At 47.5% G+C, this 22,834-nt stretch carries 13 protein-coding genes; 4 read left to right on the forward strand and 9 right to left on the reverse strand.

The window, feature by feature from the left end:
* Positions 1-245 precede the first annotated feature (245 nt).
* Positions 246-1,913 (forward strand): alpha-amylase, encoded by a 1,668-nt coding sequence (locus IEX62_RS05515; RefSeq protein ID WP_188774407.1) that lies wholly within the window; start codon positions 246-248, stop codon positions 1,911-1,913.
* An 86-nt stretch (positions 1,914-1,999) separates the two neighbouring features.
* Here IEX62_RS05515 and IEX62_RS05520 read toward each other — a convergent pair whose 3' ends face one another.
* Both IEX62_RS05520 and IEX62_RS05525 read right to left on the reverse strand, forming a co-directional pair.
* On the reverse strand, positions 2,000-2,158 hold the full coding sequence (locus IEX62_RS05520) for a hypothetical protein (RefSeq protein WP_188774408.1): 159 nt from the start codon (positions 2,156-2,158) through the stop codon (positions 2,000-2,002).
* On the reverse strand, positions 2,148-3,095 hold the full coding sequence (locus IEX62_RS05525) for a helix-turn-helix transcriptional regulator (protein ID WP_188774409.1): 948 nt from the start codon (positions 3,093-3,095) through the stop codon (positions 2,148-2,150). The genes IEX62_RS05520 and IEX62_RS05525 overlap by 11 nt, the downstream gene beginning before the upstream one ends.
* 222 nt (positions 3,096-3,317) lie before the next feature.
* On the opposite strand from IEX62_RS05525, the gene IEX62_RS05530 reads away from it, so the two are divergent.
* The gene (locus IEX62_RS05530) at positions 3,318-4,403 is read left to right on the forward strand and encodes a DNA alkylation repair protein (RefSeq protein WP_188774410.1); all 1,086 of its coding nucleotides are present in this window, start codon (positions 3,318-3,320) and stop codon (positions 4,401-4,403) included.
* 309 nt (positions 4,404-4,712) lie between these two features.
* On the opposite strand, the gene IEX62_RS05535 is transcribed toward IEX62_RS05530, so the two are convergent.
* Both IEX62_RS05535 and IEX62_RS05540 read right to left on the reverse strand, forming a co-directional pair.
* A complete protein-coding gene (locus tag IEX62_RS05535) occupies positions 4,713-5,315 on the reverse strand; it encodes a nitroreductase family protein (protein ID WP_188774411.1) in 603 nt (200 codons plus the stop codon).
* Between the two features lie 677 nt (positions 5,316-5,992).
* A complete protein-coding gene (locus tag IEX62_RS05540; protein WP_188774412.1) occupies positions 5,993-10,735 on the reverse strand; it encodes an InlB B-repeat-containing protein in 4,743 nt (1,580 codons plus the stop codon).
* Positions 10,736-11,340: 605 nt separating this feature from the next.
* Here IEX62_RS05540 and IEX62_RS05545 point away from each other — a divergent pair.
* Positions 11,341-12,186, forward strand: coding sequence for a DUF72 domain-containing protein (locus IEX62_RS05545; protein WP_188774413.1), 846 nt, complete (start codon positions 11,341-11,343; stop codon positions 12,184-12,186).
* A gap of 252 nt (positions 12,187-12,438) precedes the next feature.
* On the opposite strand, the gene IEX62_RS05550 is transcribed toward IEX62_RS05545, so the two are convergent.
* From IEX62_RS05550 to IEX62_RS05560, 3 genes are all read right to left on the reverse strand, one after another.
* Positions 12,439-14,097 (reverse strand): alkaline phosphatase, encoded by a 1,659-nt coding sequence (locus IEX62_RS05550; RefSeq protein WP_188774414.1) that lies wholly within the window; start codon positions 14,095-14,097, stop codon positions 12,439-12,441.
* A gap of 219 nt (positions 14,098-14,316) precedes the next feature.
* Entirely contained in the window at positions 14,317-15,645 is a 1,329-nt protein-coding gene (locus tag IEX62_RS05555; protein ID WP_188774415.1) for a cryptochrome/photolyase family protein, read from the reverse strand.
* A 374-nt stretch (positions 15,646-16,019) separates the two neighbouring features.
* Positions 16,020-16,676 carry an HAD family hydrolase gene (locus tag IEX62_RS05560; RefSeq protein ID WP_188774599.1) on the reverse strand — a complete coding sequence of 219 codons (657 nt, stop codon included), beginning with the start codon at positions 16,674-16,676 and terminating at the stop codon, positions 16,020-16,022.
* Positions 16,677-16,958: 282 nt separating this feature from the next.
* On the opposite strand from IEX62_RS05560, the gene IEX62_RS05565 reads away from it, so the two are divergent.
* Positions 16,959-17,150 carry a CsbD family protein gene (locus tag IEX62_RS05565; RefSeq protein ID WP_188774416.1) on the forward strand — a complete coding sequence of 64 codons (192 nt, stop codon included), beginning with the start codon at positions 16,959-16,961 and terminating at the stop codon, positions 17,148-17,150.
* 691 nt (positions 17,151-17,841) lie between these two features.
* Here the strand turns inward: IEX62_RS05565 and IEX62_RS05570 are convergent.
* Positions 17,842-20,655, reverse strand: coding sequence for a DUF5704 domain-containing protein (locus tag IEX62_RS05570; RefSeq protein WP_188774417.1), 2,814 nt, complete (start codon positions 20,653-20,655; stop codon positions 17,842-17,844).
* A 608-nt stretch (positions 20,656-21,263) separates the two neighbouring features.
* On the reverse strand, positions 21,264-22,325 hold the full coding sequence (locus IEX62_RS05575; protein WP_229685626.1) for a copper amine oxidase N-terminal domain-containing protein: 1,062 nt from the start codon (positions 22,323-22,325) through the stop codon (positions 21,264-21,266).
* Between the last annotated feature and the right edge of the window lie 509 nt (positions 22,326-22,834).

The raw sequence follows: 22,834 nt of genomic DNA on the forward strand, positions 1-22,834 counted from the left end.
TTTCTAAGCTTCTGATGTGTTTAATTTCGATAACTAAATGGGTAATGTTCTTCACAGCCGCGTGCCACCTGCGACCGATGTGCATGAAGAGGTCAGAAGACCCTCCGTATCTGGTTTGATTGGTAAGCCGTTTGCTTGTATGTAAATAAATGAAATGAAAGAGCTTTGGCTTTGCGAAAGCTAATTTTCATTAGACAATGCGTGTAAACTGCCTGAGATCTAGAACTAGAAAAGGAGAGAGATGCATGAATCGCAATGTAACGATGATGCAATTTTTCGAGTGGCATGTGGAGGCGGATGGTTCACACTGGAAACGGCTACAGGAGCTGGCACCCGAATTGAAAAGGGCGGGGATTGGTACGATCTGGATTCCGCCCGTAACGAAAGGCAATTCGCCACAGGATACCGGATATGGCGTATACGATCTGTACGATCTGGGCGAATTTGACCAGAAAGGGTCGGTTGGCACCAAATACGGCACCAAAAAGGAACTGCTGGACGCGATTGCTGTCTGTCATCGCCTCGGTCTCAATGTGTATATCGATCTGGTGATGAACCACAAAGCCGGAGCGGATGAAACCGAAGTATTCAAGGTGGTCGAGGTCGATCCGAACAATCGGACGGAGGAAATTTCGGACGAGCCGTTTGAGATTGAAGGCTGGACCAAGTTCACCTTCCCTGGACGCGGCGACACGTATTCGTCAATGCAATGGAACTATCACCATTTTAACGGAACTGATTTTGATAATCGCGAGGGTCGTAATGGGATTTTCCGTATTGCTGATGGAGACAAGCAATGGAATGAAAATGTAGATAACGAATTTGGCAACTATGACTATCTGATGTTTGCCAATATTGATTACAATATGCCTGAAGTACGTGAGGAAATGACGAACTGGGGCAAATGGATGATTGATACGACGCGCTGTGACGGCTTCCGTCTGGATGCGATCAAGCATATTAACTATGAATTTATTCGAGAATTTGTCGGCTCGATGATCAACAAGCGTGGACAGGATTTCTATATTGTCGGCGAGTTCTGGAACCCAGAGCTAGCAGCATGTCAGGAGTTTCTCGATACGGTAGATTACCAGATTGATCTGTTTGATGTATCGCTGCACTACAAGCTGCATGCGGCATCCACATCAGGTAATTCGTTTGATCTGTCGACGATTTTTAATGATACACTCGTACAGACACACCCGACCCATGCGGTTACTTTTGTCGATAATCATGATTCCCAGCCGAATGAAGCGCTGGAATCGTGGATTGAGGATTGGTTCAAGCCGCTGGCGTACTCGCTCATTTTACTGCGTCAGGATGGATATCCGTGCGTGTTCTATGGTGACTATTTTGGTATTGGCGGCGAGAATCCCGTTCCAGACAAAAAGGACATGATCAACTGCATGCTGTATGCTCGTTATCATAAATCCTATGGCGAGCAGGATGATTATTTTGACCACCCCAATACGATTGGCTGGGTACGCAAAGGCAGCGCGGATATCGAGCGGTCTGGCTGTGCCGTCGTGATGACCAATGGTGAAGAAGGGGAGAAACGGATGTTTGTCGGCGAGGAACGCGCTGGACAGATCTGGATCGACCTGACAGGTAATCGTCGTCACCATGTACAGATCGAGGAAGACGGCTGGGCAACATTCCCGGTTAATGGTGGCAGTGTATCCGTATGGGTTCAGCCAGAAGAGGATCTGACCGAGGATGGAGTCGAGGCTTATTACGAATCGGGACTGCCTTGTATTGCATTGCCAGAGGAAGGCGTGCTAGAGGAAGGCTCGGATCTGCTGAATATTGAGCCAGCGGAGCATGTAGAGCATGTCGAAGAAGCTGGTGACCAGGAAGATTCATCCAAGCCAGCTGATGAGCCAGCCTCCGATACAGAGTCACAAGATAAATAAGTGTAGGTATCAGTCATAATATAACTAACCCGCAAGTCCATATTCTCGCGTGTAAAACGAGAATGCTGGCTTGCGGGTTTATTTGTTCATACAACAAGTGGCTGTCTCATCCGTCTGCCAAGCAGTACAAGCTTGGAACGGATATTCCATTCCGTAGCATCCACAAGCGATAATTCTGTCCCCTTGATCCAATCCATCCGGTAGCGATGCTGCTCCATTATTGTCCATACTGCCTTATTGCCCATATTGCTGCTGAAGTCCCACAATCCATGCGCGTAATCCATCCAGTAGCTCCGGTGGTGATTCCACTCGTGCAGCAGTCCCACAGCTGGCAAAAAACTGCACTACCCACGGTATATATGATTCTGGTAAAGGTAGTTCCAATACGCCTGTACCATCTGATGCGATCGTTAATCCCTGTTCCATCCACGGATCGGTTTGACAGCGGCGAACGCCTTCTCGCTCTAGCTGAACACGCATCGGCAAGGTACGCTCCTCTGATGCATGACCAAGATACTCGCCAATCGTCCAGTGCGAGAAATCCTGTTGATCAACAGCGCCTGGATCAGTGGCTAGCTTCTTAATTCGATCCACACGAAATGTACGAAGCTGCTTGCGTCCCATACAATACGCAACTACATACCATAGCCCACTGCTCGCATACACACCAAGCGGCTGTATGCGCCGCTTCTCCTCCCCTGCGCTCGAATCGTACACCATCTCCACCACTGTCTGTTCGACACAATAATCCACCAGCTCGGATAAATATGGCGCCTCCAAGTTGCGTACAGGTGTCCAAAAGGCAAACCGTGCCTCTAGCTCACGAATCCGCTGCTTCGTCTCCGCAGGCAGATAATGATAAAACTTATCCAGCGCCGAGGTCGATTCCTTTTGAAACGGAAGTGACCGATAATTACGCAGCGATTGATAGGCAAAAAACATCGCCACCGCCTCATTTTCCGAAAATAAAATCGGGGGCAGCATCCGCTCACGCAACACACGATATCCCCCTGCTGCGCCTGGCTCAGCATATAGTGGCACTCCTGCCATCCCCAGCTCCTGCAAATCACGCTGGATCGTTCGCCGGGACACACCAAACTGCTGTGCCAGCTCGGAGGCAGTGAACTTACGCCGCGTATTCACGGTGAGCATAAGCTCAATTAAGCGTTGTGATTTGGACATGGAACGAGCACCTCTTTTTGTAGATTGAATGATAAGCAGCCTTATGTAAACGTAAACGAATGTTTGATTGTCGGTAGTAGGCTGACATCATTTCCGATACGAAGCTTATATTTGTATTGTATCAAAAATGGCGACAGAATCTGTCACCATTCCATGCTATGCTGAAATTAATCAAAAGATACGCTTGATCGATGGGACAGCCTACACAACACGGAGGTACATATGGAAACATTCAAAGAACGCTATAGCACTGCATTTCTACAGCATTTTATTACGATCGTACAGCAGCATACGACTGCCTTTGACGCACAGCGTTTCTTCACTCTTGTTCATGCCGAAGGCTGGGACGACCTTGCTTTTAAACAGCGCATTCGTCGCATTAGCGAAGCGTTCACCGGAGCACTACAGCTATCCTATGAGGGGATGATCGAGCTACTGATCGCGATGGCACCACAATGTCGTGGTGTAGAGTATCTGTTCTTCCCGGATTGTATCGAGCTGAACGGAATGGAGCAGCCAGAGCTATCGATCCCTGCACTCGCGAAGCTGACACCGTATTCCAGCTCCGAGTTCGCAGTACGTCCCTTTATTATGCAGGATACAGGGCGCATGCTGGAGCAAATGCGTAGCTGGGCTACCGATGAGGATGAGCATGTACGCCGACTTGCCAGCGAGGGCTTCCGTCCGCGCTTACCGTGGTCATTCCAGCTACGCATGTTCATCCAAGACCCGGAGCCTACACTTGCCGTGCTGGAGCTGTTAAAACAAGACCCGTCTCTCTATGTACGGAAAAGTGTAGCGAATCATCTGAACGATATCGCCAAGGATCATCCGGAGCGGATCGCTGAGGTCGCACGCAGCTGGTATGGACAGCATCCGCATACCGACTGGATTGTGAAGCATGGCTGTCGCACACTGCTCAAGCAGGATCATCCGGTCATTATGGAGTTATTCGGCTATTTGCCAAGTGAGCATATTCGTGTTAGTGAGCTACATGTGAACCGTGAGGTCGTGCCGATTGGCGAAGAGGTGGAGCTGTCATTTGTCATGCATAATGAAGCCGCTACTGCGCAAAATGTACGGATCGATTATGAGATGCAATTTGTAAAGGCGAATGGCAAGCAGGCGCCCAAGCGATTCCGCTGGGTATCTCGTGACTTTGCACCCGGACGGCATGTGATGCGTAAAAGGCATTCGTTCAAGCTGATTACGACGCGTGTATATTATCCAGGTGTGCATCATGTGCATCTGTATGTGAATGGTGTGCAGGTGGGGGAGATTGCATTTGAGGTGACAGCTGCTGAATAACGGCCATTGAGGCGGCAATCATAAGGTTTCCACTGGACCACCTATTTATTGAGTACAGAAGGATCATATGTATTCGTGCTACAACAAGCTGAGCGAACCGTATGTCTAGCTTGACCCGGTTATTCAGCATCCACAAGGTTATACAACGCTACAATAGCTTGTCTAATAAGCAAATAGCCTTCCTCGCTACCCTGACAGGTATGTGAAGAAGGCTGTTCGTTCTATACGTATGGATATCCGTCAGATCACGTATTCGTCACAGCTACTGAGCTGTGAACGGAATACATTTTTCTTATCGGATGGTCAAGCTTAACGCAGCGTGCGAATGCGCTCTTCCAGTGGCTTGAATTCCTTGTCTCCCGCAGGTGCTGTCGGCTTACCAAACGGCATCTGTGCCACAAGCGTCCAGCTTTCTGGGATGTCCCACTCGGCTTTGATCTTTTCATCGATCAGCGGGTTATAGTGTTGCAGGGATGCGCCGTAGCCTTCGGCTTCCAGCAGCGTCCAGATCAGGTACTGATGCATACCGTTCGCCTGCTGTGACCATACCGGGAATTTATCCTGATATGCCTGGAACTGATCCTGCATACTGCGGATCACGGCTTCATCTTCGAAAAATAGAATCGTGCCGTAGCCTGCTTTGAAGCTATCCATCTTTTGCTGGGTCGGTTCAAAGCTGTCTGCCGGTACGATTTCTTTAAGTATATTCGCGGTGTAATCCCACAGCTGATCATGCTTCTCGCCAAGCAAGATGATGATTCTAGCGGTCTGGGAGTTGAACGCGGATGGCGTGTGCAGGACAACCTGCTCCACAATTTCCTGAATGCGCTCGTCGGATGTTACGGCTTCCTTGCTGATGCCGTAGATACTTCTTCTTTTCTTCATCGCTTCAAAGATTGCTTCTGTACTCATTGTCATTAGCCCTCCTTTAGATAAAGACTGCATTAAGATGTCTTACATGTCTATTTAACCAGAGTTGCTATAAAAAAATCAGTGACTTTGTTGTGCTGGCAAACTGGGGTGATGGAGGGGGTTCACTCCGGGAAGGAATAAGGGGACGGACTCCGTTCTCGCACAGGAATCTACGGAGTAGGAGAGAATGTAGATTCCCGCCCCTCGGAAGCTGTAAGATATTTTGCTTTCGCAAAAATCACTTTTTCATTGAAACCCGTGTTAGGAAATCGCTAACACTGTAAGTCGTCCTTTCCCCTTATTTCCTTCCCTTCGTTCCGCAATGCTCGCATCAATGGGGTGTTGCATGCACGACTGGCGTCGTGGCATGGGAGGGCATTGAGACATGAGAAATTATCGTGAGGATCATTAGAACTATTAAAAAACCTTTAAAATTATGGATAGAAAAAGCGACTTTCCCGATCAGGTGTGATGGGAAAGTCGCTTTTGCTTGTTCTCTGTTTTTGTGTTCTTTTTTGTATTCTGTTCTTATGCTCTTTTCTTGTACTCTGTTATGGTAGCTGGTTTTACTTGAAGTGCTGGTTAGTTGGGTATGGGATTGTACTGTTTGGTTGCGTTCAGGATGCCTACGATGTTGTAGCTTCGTAGGCATCCTGGATGGTGTAATTTTTTGTTTTTTATTTTTGTTGCTGGTGTGCTTGTATTAGTACCTGGGCTGCTTCGGCGCGTGTTGTGACTGCGGATGGGTCGAAGTTGCCGTTGGCGCGTCCATTCATGAAGTTGGATTGCTGCATTTGAGATACTGCCTCTTTTGCCCAGACGGGGATTGTTCCTGCATCTGTAAAGGAGAGCGTAGTCGTTGCATTCGTTAATGCCATTGCACGACTGACCATGACGGCCATCTCTGCGCGTGTGATGGATGAGTTAGGGCGGAAAGCGCCGTTTGCATCGCCTTTTACCCAGCCCAGTGCGCTGGCTGTAGCGATATCGTCGCGTGCCCAGGCTCCAATCTGACCTTCATCTGTAAAGGTAGATGCTGTAGAACTGGCATTCTGTGCTGATGGTTTTAGCATCCGAACGAGCATGACGGTGAATTCGGCGCGTGTCACCTGTGCAGCTGGATGGAAGGTGCCATCCGCGTAGCCTTTGACAATACCGAGTGATGCCGCTTCACGAATGCTTGTCGCTGCCCAGTGACCTGTAATATCGCTAAAATTAGTATCTACTGGAGCTGGGTTATCGCCTGTAGACGGTGTGGCTGATGTCGTTGCTGGAATTGCCATGACTGTAAAGCGTGTAAAGTGATTTACATCCACACTAATCTTGCTTCCATCAATCGTGCCATCCTCTACCATCGTCCACGGCTCATCTGCCTTTGTCTGATAAAAGACAGCCAGCTTCTCGTTGCTGCGCAGTTGAGTTGGATCAAAGCTCAGTGTCAGCTTCACCGGAACCTTGAAGGTGCCCTCTGTGTTTTTGAGGAATTCATACACCGGGCTGACAACACGCTGGTTATCTTGGAGCCCTGTTGTTGGTGTCGTCATCACACTGGCTTTAATCTCCAGTGACTGATCGGATGCTCCAGCAGGCACCTCCAGCAGCACGCCAGAGCCCAGTCGAAGCTGACCCGCTTGTCCTGTCGGAATCACTATGCTAGCTGCGGTGGAAGTCGAGGCATCGTTGTTGGTATTAGATTGCGCTTTACTGCCTCCACTACTACCTGAGCTACCGCTATCCGATGATTTTACAGCTGTCCAGTTTGCATACAATGTCATATCCGCTGTTACAGTAGCTGCAAAGTCAAATGGCTGACGATGTGCAGCATCCGTATACCAGCCGGCAAAGGTATAGCCGGTACGTTGCGGATCAGCAGGACGTGAAGCGGTATCTCCGTTGTTGACGCTCTGGTTCGCGACCGATGTTCCACCTGCTGAATCAAATGTAATCGCACGCACGGCGATATTCCATTTCGCATACAATGTCATATCCGCCGTCACGGTCGTTGTTGCAAAGTCAAATGCCTGACTATGCCCGGCATCCGTGTACCAGCCTGCAAACGTATAGCCTGCACGCTGTGGATCAGCCGGACGCGATAGACGATCGCCATAGGCTGCGGATTGCGCTGTGATCGACGTACCGCCATCTGTATCAAATGTAATCTGTTGTACGCGTACCGCCCATTTCGCATACAGAATCAGATTCGAAACGATCGGCTGACTAAAATCAAATGGCAAACGATGCTGTGGATCGGCAAACCAGCCTGCGAATACCGAGCCTGCATCATCCGCTGTCGGTGCATTCGGTACGGTCAGCATATCGCCGTAGCCGATATACACATCCCGAACAACAGAACCACCATACGTATCAAAGCCTACTGTATACTGGTTACGTTCCCATCCACCATACAGCTGCATATCCTCACGAATAACGGATGAGGCAAAATCAAACCGTTGCTGTAAGCCTGCATCACGATACCAGCCGGTAAACGTATAACCGTTACGTGTCGGCTGCTGTGGATCGGCTAATGGACTACCATAGTCCAGCTTCTGATCACTTACCGCTGTACCACCGTTACTGTTAAACGTAACGGTATACTGGTTCGTTGACCAGCCTGCATACACGGTGACTGGAGTTGTAATAAGCGCCTGGAAGTCGAATGGCTGCGTATGCGCGGCATCACGATACCAGCCCGTAAATGTATGACCCGCTTGTACCGGATCAGCTGGACGTGTGATCAGCGTACCATACGGTATCGTCTGATTCGGCACGCTGGCTCCGCTGTAGACATTGAATGTGACTGTATAGGATTGTAGCGTCCAATCCGCATACAGCTGCATATTCGCCGTTACAGGTGTACCTACAAAATCAAAGCGCTGCGTATGTGCGGCATCACGATACCAGCCATTAAACGTATAGCCTGTGCGTGTAGGTGCGGTCGGCTCACTGAGAAGCGTATTATAATCGAGCGCACGATCTGCTATCGCTGATCCGCCACCACTGTCAAAGCTAACGGTATATTGATTAATATTCCAGCCTGCATACAGGTGCAGGTCTGCTGTGATGGTTGTATTTGCAAAATCGAACCGCTGCGTATGCGCAGCATCAGTGTACCAGCCGGTAAACGAATAACCTGTCCGTGTCGGTTCGGTTGGAGTATTCAGTGCCGCGCCATAATTTACTGCTGAATTGGCAACTGCTGTTCCACCATTACTATCAAAGCTAACCGTATACTGATTGATATTCCAGCCTGCAAATAGCGTGAAGTCTTTACTCCACTGTGTTGTGGAAAAATCAAACCGCTGGGTTAGCGCCGCATCCGCATACCATCCTGTAAATGTATATCCGGTGCGTGTTGGTGAGGTCGGCTCAGCCAGAGGCGAGCCATAGCTCACTATTACATCGCCTACAGATGTCCCGCCATTACTTGCAAAGCTGGCGTTATACTGATTAACGATCCAGTTCGCATAAAGCTGTGTAGAGGATGTGATCGCTGTATTCGCAAAGTCGAACTGCTGGGTCAGCGCCGCATCGCTATACCAGCCATGAAACGAGTAGCCTGTACGCGTAGGCGGGGTCGGAGCACTCACTTGTGAGCCATAGTTCACGGTCACAGGTGCGATTGCTGTCCCATCACCAGTGTTAAAGCTGACCACATACTGATTGATACTCCAGCCTGCGTACAGCTGTGTATTCGCTGTGATGGCTGTACTCGCAAAATTAAATAGCTGTGTCAATGCTGCATCACGATACCAGCCGGTAAAGGTGTAGCCCGTGCGTGTAGGTACAGCCGGCTCCACACCCAGATCACCGTAATACAGATTTTGTGTAGCTACGCTCGTTCCGCCATTACTGTTAAAGGAAAGCACACGCGGCGCATAATAGCTAAACGTGATGGTGGAGCTATTGTTCGCTGCGTCTGTAACGATCAGGGTATAATTCCCTTCCTGACTGATGGACCCTCCACTCGTAAATGCCGCACCATTCAGCTTAGCTGTACCCTCATTAAACGAAATGGTTGGCGGTACAGTGTAACGTCCGCCGTTTGCTATGCCGCTGACAACAGGTGGCGTGGAATCAATCGTAAATTGAACCTGCGATACGCCATAATTGTTCGTTGCCAGTAGCGTGTAGCTACCTTCTGCCGTAATTGGCGTTCCGCTTGTAAATGGCTGACCATTCAGCATCGTCGACAAGCCCCGGCTGATTACAGGTGTCACTGCCTGATTGTATAAACCACCATTGCTCACACCTGTAATTGCAGGCGGCTGTGATAGCTCCACGTTCACCTTAATGGTCGAATATCCTCTGGCAAAGCCATTGGCATTATACGTGCGAATCGTGAACTGATCTGCGCCTGTATAGCTTGCTGGCGCTGTATAGATCAATCGGCTTCCCGTATCCGTGACCGTTCCATACAGTGGTTGTGTGCGTATGGAGACTCCTGTTCCATTGGAAGAAGATAGCAAATCGGTCTTGCTATATTCCTGAGTACGACCTGAACCGACTGTAGCGATGGTATTGGTGCCTGCCAGAGATGATGGTGCAGACCCGGACGAGCCATAACTAGGATAAAGGCCCATTGAAAACGTGTAATAATAAAAGGAATACGGGTTGCTCGTCAGATTAGGCAACTGAAATCGCTGTACACCATCTCCACCAAATTTGTTCCCCATCAATGCAAATAAAGCCTGATTTTCACCTATATTCAGTGTACGTCCATCTGTTGGATAGACTTGCGTTTGCATTGGAACGACAAATGGGATCGTTTCCCCTACAAATTCATTACCGGTCCCGTCTCCGATATCTCGCCCCTGCTGATTCGGGTTGGCAGACGATAGAGCGATAGCAAAAAACAGCTGCTTCCCTGGTAACGGATTAGTGATAGTGGGCAATTGGAACGTTTGACTGCTCGTATCCGATTGCGATCCAAGTACACTGTAGAGCAAAGGAAACTGTGACTTTTGCAAAACAGAACCATCCAGGCGCGCCCAGCCACTCGGAGTATAGCTGTACGGGAATAACCGTACTTCACCAGCTAGAGCTTGAACGCTACTATCTGTACTCCAATCACCTCGACTAGGAAATATTCCGTTTATGGCAATATAATAGCCCATACCATCAGGAACGGATAATGAGGTTAGATCGGGTAAATTAAATGTAGTTCTTCCATCTCCACCATACTGCGTTCCCAGTAAAGCAAATAACGCTTGATTCTGTGAGATGTTCATCGATTGACCCGCAGCAAATAACCAGCCATCCGGTGCATAGTTATACGGAAACAGTTGAATTTCTCCGATATAAGGCTCGGCAGCAGCAGCATGAGCTGACCTTGTCGTATGTGTACCTATGGATAAGGTGCCCAATACGAGTAAAAACACCAGTGCAATTTTCCAACTGGCACGGTAAGCAATAGAACTCACTGATTTCATTCCCCCTTTGATTCTATTTGTATATCCTCATGCTAAATGCAGCTCCGCCAAGCCGTATTATCCGATCTGAGTCCCCTGGTTTCTAGTTAGCGTAAAGCAATGTGACTTTGGCTCGCTAGATGCTCGGCTTAGAGTAAGCTTGCATTTTAAGTAACAGCCGACCACTCCCGTCAGCACGCGGTTTTCCGTAGCATATAACATGATTCAATACGTTTAGTTTACTTTATGAATCACTAAAAAAATATAACAATATCTAGCAAATTTTGAATATACGAATTTATTTTTTCTATGTATACGTTCTGTCATTCGATTATTCTGGTTCATCATTACTGTAGACCCTGCTCAGACTGGATGTAGCCATAGCTTGAACTGGTAAGTTATCTCCTTGTAGTTGCCCCCCTCCCTTGGCGTATCGTCCTGCCTGTACCGGTTGATGCAGATCGTACTTCATTCTGCTACCTGCTTAGGAGGACTACTCCCTTGTCGATGTATTCGGATCAAGCCGATTGGTTTAATACACTGTACATATGTAAAGGATTAACTCCTCTCGAACAACGATGATATGAGGCTACTTCCCGGTAAAGGAGAGATGAGGAATGATCGAGATTGGTTTAACTGGCTTTGGCGATCACCCGGAGCTGTATGGCAAGCTCAAAGCACCGGAGCGCTTGCCTGCCTATAGCTCACATTTTCCGATTGTGGAGATCGATAGCTCCTTTTATGCTGTGCAGCCTGTTAAAAATGTAACGCGCTGGGTGGAGCAGACACCGGAGCATTTTGGCTTTATTTTCAAGGCGTATCAGGGGATGACCGGGCATCTGCGCGGTAAAAAGAATTACTTTGATACGAAGGAAGAGATGTTTGCGGCTTTTCACGTATCGCTGCAACCTGCGATTGACGCAGGCAAGCTAAGGATGGCGCTATTTCAATATCCACCATGGTTTGACTGTACCCGTGAAAATGTCGATACACTGCGTGAGACACGCGAGCTGATGAAGGATATACCATGTGCATTGGAATTCCGCAATCGCACCTGGTATATGCCAGAGTTCCGCGAGCGCACGCTGGACTTCATGCGTAAGGAGGATTGGATTCACACGATTGTCGACGAGCCACAGGCAGGTATTGGCTCGATTCCGATCATCAGTGCAGCCACCTCATCGCAGGCAACCTATGTACGTATGCACGGACGCAATGTGGACGGCTGGCATAAGAGCAGTCATCCAGACTGGCGCAAGCTACGTTATCTGTATCGCTATAGCACTGAGGAGTTAACTGAATGGCGCGATCGCTTGCTGGAACTGCAAAAGGAGAGCGAAAATATCTATGTCGTGTTTAATAACAATTCGGCTGGCGATGCGACGCCTAATGCACAGGAGCTAATTACGATGCTGGCGGAGCAGAATGCGTTATCGGATAAGCATGAGATGAATCAGCAATAATCGAGCAGAGTGTTATGTTTACTGTGCTGTATGTTATTTCCCTATAGGGTAGGCTTCAGATTGAAAGGACATGCGCTAGATGAAATGAGCTACATCTAATCATACGCGTTCATATCACCATAACAGGAGTTCAATACCAGTCCCATCCGCATGCCAAAAACCCCTTTCTACTGGTTACCAGCAAGAAAGGGGTTTTCTTTATATATCGTAGGGTAAGCGACACTACATTACGTAGATTACATACACTCCAGCTTAACGAATCAGGTCAATCGCTGTCTGTGGTACGAATGTTTTTTCGCCATTGAAGACGATCGTTCCGTTCAGGTTGATGGTTTTATCATTCAGAATGGCTGTGTTTTTGTATACAGGCAGACGCAGTGTGTCGCTGCCCTTCGTTACAACCATCACAGGATTGCGCTCATCTGTGCGATCCCATGTTACGGTTGCCCCTTTAGCAGCAAATGTAGCTTCTGCGGGTACGAATAGCTGCTGGGTTACAGAAGCAAGATTCAAGCCCAGCGCACTTTCCATATAACGGGCGAGGTCTGTATTTTCAACCAGTCCAGTCAGCTGCTTGCCGCCAGGACCGTAGGAATACAGCACCACATCGCCGCCCGTATGTCCATTACTTGTCCAGCCGATATGTGCGCGCTTGCTAATGATTGGGCCTACCGTGTAGTTCATGCTGCCTGCTTTGGTTGCTTTGATTGCAGCAATCTCGTCCGCCGTCAGATCGGTAATGCCAAAGCTTTCGCTCATTACCTGCACTATATTGCTACGGTCACTGTTCAACAGCTTTTCGATGCCCTCGCCCGTTACTTTTGCCTTTTTCAGTGGATCGATAAAGGTGGACAGTGGCAGCTCGTCGTAGTTGTTAGACGTTTCACGGTCACCGATCGTCAGACCGCCGTTCATATGGTCAGTCGAAGCGATTACAAGTGTATTGCCATCCTTTTTCGCGAATGCTAGTGCTTCCGCTACCGCTTTATCAAATGCATTCACATCGCTGATAATGCCGATTGGATCGTTCGCATGGGCTGCCCAGTCGACCTTACTGCCTTCGACCATCAGGAAAAATCCATCCTGATCCTTCGACAGAATCTCAATCGCCTTGGATGTCATTTCTGCCAGACTCGGTTGCTTGGCAGGATCGCGATCCATATCATAATCCATCGCCTTGTTCGCGAACATGCCCCATACCTTGCCATTGCTCGCTGCTTTAAGCCCTGCTGTATCGGTGACGACATTGTAGCCCAGACGATGAATCGCTGCGGTTAGATCCTCGCCATCCTTACGTCCTGCTGCGGTAAAGTATTGCGCGCCTCCACCCAGTACCACATCGATACCTGCGTACACCTGCTGCTCACTCAGCGCATCATAATTACTGCGATCTGGATAGTGGGCGCTAAAATCTGCTGGTGTCGCGTGCATAATTTCGGAGGTGGCGATAATACCCGTCGCCTTGTTGGACAGCTTGGCCGCTTCTACTAGATTAGCGACTGGACGCTTCGCATCACCCGGCGCGATCGGCTTCAAGCCTGGCATCGTGTTCTGGTCAGGCAATACGCCTACATAACCCGTATGAGATTTGTAGCCAGTTGCAAAAGCAGTTCCAGCTGGTGCTGAATCGGCAATCGCTGCATCTGCGGAATAGGTGCGCACAAGTCCACTTGCCATTTCATCCAGTGCTAGCATCTCGCCGCCATTGTACCAGCGCGCCAGTGCTGTCGCATCCTGTGCCATGCCATCTGGAATGAGCATAATGACATTTTTCGCCTTTATCTCTGGCTGCTCCTTCGCTGCTGCATCACTTACACCTGCCGGAAAAGTCAGCAGCATCGAGGATGCCAATACCCCTGCCATGACAGAGGCTACCTTGCGCTTGCCCTGCTTCTTCATTGTACTCATCATCGTATACTCATCTCCTTATTCATATGGCTGTTTTGGAATACCGATCCGCTCGGTTCATCCTATGTATAGACTTGCTTGCCGAATTGATTGTACCAATCGATAATTAACGCAATGTACGGGGAAACAGGGGCAAAATGTAAAAAAAGAGTCGTTTTGTTAACTGTAGATTAACAAAAATGGCTCTTTATTCCTGTATATGCATATCGGTTGGGACATTTTTTACAAGCTGTTCACAATTCCCTTGTACACGTCGATCGCTGCGGCGCGAGATTTTTTGAGATCGACAATCGCATCGGGACGTGGCTGATGAATCTCTTTGGCGGACAGATGCTTCAGCTCAGGCAGCCATTGCCGAATATAATCGCCTTCTGGATCATATTTTGCCGACTGGGTTACCGCATTCACCACACGGAAATACGGCGACGCATTCACACCGAGCGAGGCACACCACATCCAGTTGCCGCGATTGATAATATTATCATAGTCGAGCAGCTTACGGCGGAAATACTGCTCCCCCAGCGTGAACGGACATTGCAGATTTTTCGTCAAAAACATAGCCGATAAAATGCGCAGGCGATTGTGCATACAGCCTGTTTCATTCAATTGACGCATCGAAGCATCGATAACCGGAATCCCCGTCTCGCCCTTATACCATGCTTCAAAATGACGATCATCCAGCGCGGACAGATCATACTTCTTCTCATACTGGAAATAATTCTCGTCATAGATCGCCTGATATAAGTAAAAGTCCCGAAAGGCAATCTGCCGAATCCATTCCTCACTCTGCTCCCGGTCAATCGCACTGCTATACATCTCTCGCACCGACAGCGCACCCGCGACCAGATGCGGATTCAGCTCACTGGATGGATCGATCGCATAATAGTCGCGCTCCTCGCCATAATCCTTAATTTTCCCCTTCACAAACTGCTCTAGCTTGGACTGTGGATCATCTGCTGGCTTGAAGTCGTCCATCGCAAATGGAAGCTTGAATTGCTCAGATAGCTCCAGCTTCTGCTTACTCACCTTCAGCTCACCCAGCGATACGGGTGAAACTGGATTCGGATTCGTATCCAGAAAGTCGAGCCATTTGCGATGAAAAGCAGAAAATACCTTATAATAGCCGTCCTTGCCCGTGAAATCGGTAAAAGGCTCCACATGAATCATCATATGATCCAGCAGCAGTGTGAACTCCGCACCATGTTGCTTCGCTACATGAGCAAGCTTCCGATCACGCTCACGTGCATACGGTGTAAAATCACGATGGGCTACCACCTCATCAATCTCATACTGCTCCAAAATCGCATCCAGCACATCCTCCGGCTTCCCGTACGCAATGTGTAGCTCGCGCTGGTGCTTATGATACTGACGCATCAGCCGATGCGCGTGACCGAGAAAGTTGATGCCGCTATGCTCTTTTTCCCGATGCTTACGCAGCAAAAAGGGATCGATAATGAGCAGATGTAGGCTCTCCGCGCCGCTCTCTTTTAAATAATCAAAACCTGCCAGATCATGTGTGCGCAGGTCTTTGCGATGAATAAACAATTTCAATGCCGTATCCTCCTGTATGCTATAGGTGAATGGCCTGCTGCCGTATATGCCATGTAGAGGTTATATACCCGATTTATGCAGAGGTACACGCGCCAGTATTGAAGTACATGAAGATATAACCGACCCAACAGTCTAGTGAATACTCTGCATCACCGATCAAGCAATCTGATGAAGAATCTGTATAGCTGATTAAATCATCTAATGAAGGAGCTGTATCACCGATCAAATAATCTAGTCCATGTCCTGTATCACCTTTGTCAGAGCGTTAGAATGGATATCAGATATCGATTTAAGGATCGGTGTATCCTACTTCCTATGAGCGCACTCTAGCATCCATACTTTGCAACAAACATATAACGATTATATCCAGCCTACTATGCCTGAAACTGCAAGCGAGTCAGCACATCCAATAACGACATCTCCTCCATCGAAGCTAACCGTAGATCGTAATGCTCAAATGGCAGGAATGACGTTACCGGATTCGGTACGATCGTGCAATGCAGCCCTGCACCCTTGGCTGCACGTAGTCCATTAAGCGAGTCTTCAAAAGCAACCGCTTCATGCGCTGGAATACGGAGCTCATCGATCACTCGTAGATACAGCTCTGGATCGGGCTTCACCGCGGATACATCATCGCTCGTCTTAATCACTTCAAAATAGTCTCGTAGCTCCAGACGCTGTAAATAATATTCAATCCATTTACGATCCGAGCTTGTAGCGAGCGCGATCCGTAATCCCAGCCCCTTCGCTTCCTCCAAATACGACTGTACGCCTGCACGCGCTTGCAGCATATCCACACGCCCTGGAATCATCGCAGATACCTCCTGCTCAATCGTGCGACCGATGCCAGGCTCCTTTAGCTCACGTTCAATATAGTTACGAAAATCGTCATTATGCGTACCGATGCTAGGTGCAAATTGCTCCAGTGTTAGCTCCAAACGATACCGAGCCAGCACCTTCTTATAGCATTCAAACCACACCGTTTCCGTATCCAGAATCAATCCATCAAAGTCAAATACAACCGCCTTAATCATCTGTATATGCTCCCTCCTTTTTCTATGTATCGCCATGCATGCATCAGCATTGCCAGCTACCTAGCCTATAAGCACGATTATACAGAAGCACAGCCGTTGTTCAACTTTCCCGTGAAGCTGTGATATTTCCCATGGACAAAATCTTATTACCCGAAGAAAGAGCATCATCCAGCATGTGAGCTTTTGTTTAAATGCAATTTATCGGGGGTAATAGAAAGCATGCTCCAATCGATACATGAATACCTAACATGAACAACTTACGAAAAGGAGATGTTTATTATGACAGAACATAAAGATAGCGGTCTGGGCGACAAAATCAAAGGTACGATTTCCAAAATTAAAGGTGAAGCAAAGGATCAGTATGGTAACGCAACAGACAATGCTTCCCTGCAAGCCGAAGGTAAAATCGACAAAGCCAAAGGCGAAGTTCAACAAAAAGTCGGCGAAGCCAAAGACCGTCACAACCACTAATCTCACAGCATTCACGTGGACTGCTATAGCAGTCTAGAATGGGATGATTGCCATACTGCACGCTTGCTATGACTATGATCGGTATAACACCTGCTACGATTAGAATCAAGGTCACGATCTGGCATAAAATAAGTGAGTACTTTGATGGAGTACATACTTGTTTTTGCAAGAGATAGCAAGCGAATATTGGTTTGATGGCTTTATAGAATGGTCTATGAAGATGGGCAATTTTATAGTGATATCGAATAGGTGGCAAGTTGGTGATTGATTGCCCAAATGAATGAATTATTCTTATAACAATGAACTTATAACATTTAAATTGAAGTGCGTGGTATATGCGCTTGTTATGTACAGCTCAGACCATGCACGCGTAATATCAATTGTATTTGATATTATGATATAAAGAAGCGCCCTGTCTCGTTTACAGAGATAAGGCGCTTCTTTTATTGGGTGAATGCTAGGTTGGAGCTTGGCGGATGTCATGATGAATAAGGACTATACTAGTTTAGGTGTGGTTTTCACAGGTATTGTGTTGATACGATATCGATGTAATATCAATGAGATATCGATTAAGTATTCATTCAATATCCATATATCGTCATTCTTTTCTTGCTTTTATTTTAATGATGCGTTTAATCTGCTCGGTCTCATCCCTGCTTACTATGGCTTTGCATCGTATTTTTGTATCCTATTAATGAGTACCGCGGCTTGTGTAATCGTCATACACACTGTGATCCGTATCATAAAATAATACATCGCCATCTGCTACTTCATACGATACGCCATATGGATCGGTCATCAGATGATCCCGTTTTCCATCCGTGCCGTCGTACCCTTCCAGCTGCCACCACTGGTTGCTCAGTGGCGCATGGATGTATTGCAGATGTGGACGTGTCGTATCCCCATTTACAATCGACTCGATATCCAGATTGACCACGATAAAGCCCTGCTTTAAAAAGATCGGTGATTTCTCATCCAGCACATGGCTGCGTCCATAGGCGGCTAAATCGGTCCCCTTCGGGACAGCATATACACGTGCAGGCAGGCTGTATTCCCCGTACCACTGCTGCACACTCGCATTCACACGTGCCGATGTTGCCGAAGCGTTCGCTGGGCGCGCCGGTGACTGGATAAATGTGCGTAGCGGAGACGGCAGAATCTGAATATCATACCCCCCGGTGTAGGTGGGCTGACCGGCTCGTTTCAGGAATTGAGCCAGATACTGCTCCTTCGAGATCATCCAGCCGCTCGTGAGCTCATAGATCGATGTTGCCGTTTGCTTGAGGTCAGCCATCGTTACATTGCGCAGCCGTTGATTCAGCGTCACCTGTCTACGCTCGACATCAGCGGCAGAGCCAATACGAATAAACGATTGCTTGTCCGAGTGGTAGTACAGATCGACCGGAATACGCTCCGGTGCCGTCGCTGTCGACCGATCCTGGTAGTAAAAGCTCGGCGTGAGCTGAATCGCATCTCGATCGCCAAACATATTGCCCATCGTTTTCAGATCGAATTTGAAATGGTAGCCCGTTTTGACGGTGACGTTTTTTGAGCCGGGCTGCGGATGACTGCCGCGCAGGATCGGCAGGACATACGGACGCGTATTGCCACGTGGCTCCCCATCGATACCGTTTGGCCCAACCCAGTAAGAGCGTCCGGTTGGTGCTGGACTGCCGACCGCCTGGCGGAATACCGTTTCCCACGCAAAGTCCGCAATATCGGTCACATGAAAATCGTACAATCGTCCGATCACCTCGACATCGACCGTATCTTTGGCGACATGGTGATTCAGATCGGTATTAGCATCCTGCTGCGTGGTGAAGCTGGTCGGTGCATTTTCAGCGATAGTGCGGAACGCGATTGTGTAGTTGCCCTCATCGATCCAGACGGGCAGCTGGAATACCGTATCGAGCTGCTGGACAGGAATATCGATCCACGTTTGCTTCGGATAGAATGTTTTGTGATCCGCACTGTATACATCGAACGGGAACCAGACCTGTTTCGTTTTGAAATACTTGGCATAGTCTCGTTTGCCGTAGCCTGGATAGGCATTGATATCCAGATGCTGTCCGTTGGTAGGAATGCGTACGGTAAACGGACGGTTCAGAATGAGTGCCATGCGATCCGCGCTTGGTACCTTTTTCTGGTTATGCGTCTTGTCATCTGAAACGGAGGCATAGTCGACAACAGGGGTATGTACGGTCACGCTATTGATACCATTGATCGGATAACTCTGGTCGCCTTGCCCGTTTACATCGCCTTCAACCATGGTATACATCATCGTTCCGGTCGATGGCGTATTCCCTCGGTTAATGAGAGTACGACTGATAAGCTGAGAGCCTTTATACAGGATTTGCTCGCCAGCGTCTTTATAGGAGCGAATCTTTGTTGGTGCTGGAATTTCCTTCGGTGCAGGTGGGCTCGCTTTAATCCAGTCCCCGTTCATAACTTCGGTGTCTTTGTTCTTATAGCTAAACTGAATCGCGTCATTACGAACTTGAGGCTCGTCGGTTTTACTTTCTGCCATACTTTTGAGCTTACTCTGGTCGTTAGGTGGAGACGGTCGACCAGATCGTCCGCCATCGATCGTACTCGGGCTGTAATGGAGCGACCCTGTCTTGGCTGGACGCACATGGTCGTTCAATTCGGTGCTGGCTTTGGTTGCTAACGCAGGTGCAGTGTAGTTTGTCGCTTGCAGTGTGACAGAGCCTCCAGGCAGCGCATAGTTACTTAGCTTGGCTTGATTCACACCTAGTACCTGAAGCTGCTGGATCTGCCAGTACGTGTAGTCGCGAGTAAAGTCGAACGTATACGTTTTCGATGCGCTTCCCGTCTTGGTCTTCCACTCGTCTTTATTGTTTTTTTCTTTCCATGTGAGGCTGTAGGTTACTTTGACTTCGCAATCGTACTTAATCTTACCTTTCATTTCGCCAAAGGTATGCTGGAATAGATACTCATATCCCCAAGCGTTGGCATACAGATTTTCGCTCGTAGGAATGCCCTGGGTAGCGTCAAAGTGACGTCCATTCGCTCGATCATCTCCAAGGATATGCCCGGCTGCTTCAGGATTCATAAGTTGCTTACTGATCGCCTGCGATTGTGCTGGTGGTAAGATTGTATATGTACAAGCTTCAAATGGTGGTGGAGGCGGTGGTGGAGTACAGACGCCATTTTCAGAAGCCGTTTGCCCTGGCTCGCAAACTTCTTCATCCACCTTATAGTATTGATAGATCCGATATTGTTCAAAATTCCCTTTGTAAGGTTCTAGCTTGGGTGGATCGCCCTCTGTAATGTCTTTAAACTTCGATGGATCACTACCGTCTGTTGTTTTCTTATAGCCAGCATAGGTATAGCCCTCATGTGTTGGCGGCTCAAACGTATACGATGTACCTGGCTTCATTTCTTCGATACGTGGTGGGAAGATGTCGTTGAGTGACTTGCCGTCTACCGTTTTGTAGTAGACGCTGAGATCAGCGGCGAGTTCGATTGTGAAAAGGACAGGCACGTAGATACGCAAACCTTGTGTTTTAGGTCCACATTTAGTTGTGCATGTATCTGTAATATCTTCTGCCTCAGTAGCATCTAAGATCATCTTAACTGTAGTTGGAATGGTAGCTGTATCTGTTCCAATTCCACTTATACTATATTTAGCTTCATTTCTATTGCCACCCGTTGATACCGCTCTTGAATATTGTTTCCAAAGCGTTTCTCCCTCTTCAGGCTTTTCTGTTCTAGAAGATTCAAAATAAATAGCATTTTCTGTAGTATGTTCATAAAGACTAACCTCTACCTTTTTAATAGTTCGGTTCGGAAAAGAGAATCGATATGTTTGTTGTGCTGTACCGTCAATCCCTCGATTTGGTGCCTTGTCATCAACCCAACTAGATCCATACCATAGATCATAATACATCATACCAACAAAATATCTATAGTTAGCCTTAGTTGTATTTGGTGACACGTCCTTGTAGTAATTTAACGGTGTAGAAATAGTATCAGCTTCTACTACTTGGGGGCTTATACATAGAGAAGCTAATACATTGAATATACATAGCCCTACCAATAAGACTAGGCAATAACATTTATTTTTTGCAAGCCATTTATAAATCATAATTACTATCTCCATGGATTATCCATCAAAGTAAATGTCAAATCATCTTCCGACGCATATGCATCAAAACCAATATACTTAATTTCTTTTATAGTTAATGGCTTGGGATCTTTAATATTATCAATCAACTCATCTCGATCAGAATACACATCATAAAAATTATAAAATGTACCGTCGCTATTTTTTTGTCTTAAATCTTTACGGTCATATCTATAACGTACATCTCCTTTAGTAGTCAACAAAAAGAGATTGGGCGATATCCGAGTTGTTCTTACTCTGATATATGTGCGACCATTGTATGCACTATTATCATGGAAAGTATATAAATCCATCCCGTAAATATAACCAGACATCAACAAGGGGAAATTTGATAAGTTGATTTTCACAGTATACTTATATTGATCCCCATTTACATTTTTCATCAATTGCGGCTTTTTAGAAAAAAAGGTTTTATATGGAGCAATATCCTCCTCAGGAAGACCTAGATCACCTACCATCGGCGGTACCTTACTCCCAATCCACACCCACTTACTAATCTGATCCCAATCCACTGTCTGCCCTAATCCTTCGCTCACCAAGCGCAATGGCACATATGTACGCTGCTGCTTCACGATAATCTTGCTATCATACGTTTTGCTCTCGCCATCCACTACGGCTGTTGATGAACCGACTGTCATGGTCACGCTGTGCTTGTCTGTCTTGAGCGTTACGGTCTGCTTACCGCTGCTTTGTGCGTAGCCTACCTTGGCACCGAGCTTCTCTGAAATAAAACGAATTGGCACCATAACCGCGCTATTCTCATCCTGAAATGGCTTTGCATCGGGAAATGCCATTTTGCGCGCATTCAGCAAAACCTCAACTTGCGAATTTACTGCAATTTTAGCTTCCACAGCCTGAGCCTGCGGGGTAAACATCGGCACTACACCTGCAATCATACTGGCAGCAAGCACCGCCACAAGCGTTTTTTTCAATCCTTTATTCTTTTGCTGCTTCATCATTTCTTTTTCACTCCCTGTTGTATAGTGGATTACACTTCCCTGTTCTACCCTTGTCGGCTGTACGCCCATCCTATAAACCTCCCGAAAATAAATGAACTGGACTATCTTTTCGAAGCTCATAAAGCTTAAAAATGCTGTTGCGTCCATCCCCATCTCTTATAGCTACTATACTAGCTCGTCCGCTCTATGCTCATGCTGAATCCCTCATCGAGTTTATGTATATCCGAGCCCAGACTACTCTCACCTTGCGTAGTAGTACAAAGTTATGTCCTTATTTCATATCATAGCCAGTGGGCAGACTACGCACCTATCGCTTCTTTCTTCTTATCGGCAGTACATCCATTTTTTATAATTTTATTCCAGCATTACACACTAAAAAGCACACACAACTCCCACCCCGGGGAATCATGTGTGCTTCACATGTCGTTCGTTATTCATTTAAACACAGAGTAAAACACTTGCAGACGCTTGTCAATACGGTTCATATGGCAGATTGTATCACTCTACTTAATATCCTATCACAGCACAAGCGAATTACGATAAGCCCTCTCAAGCTGTGCTATATACAATTAGTCCAC

It is taken from the genome of Paenibacillus hunanensis, assembly GCF_014645615.1.
Taxonomy (GTDB): domain Bacteria; phylum Bacillota; class Bacilli; order Paenibacillales; family Paenibacillaceae; genus Saccharibacillus; species Saccharibacillus hunanensis.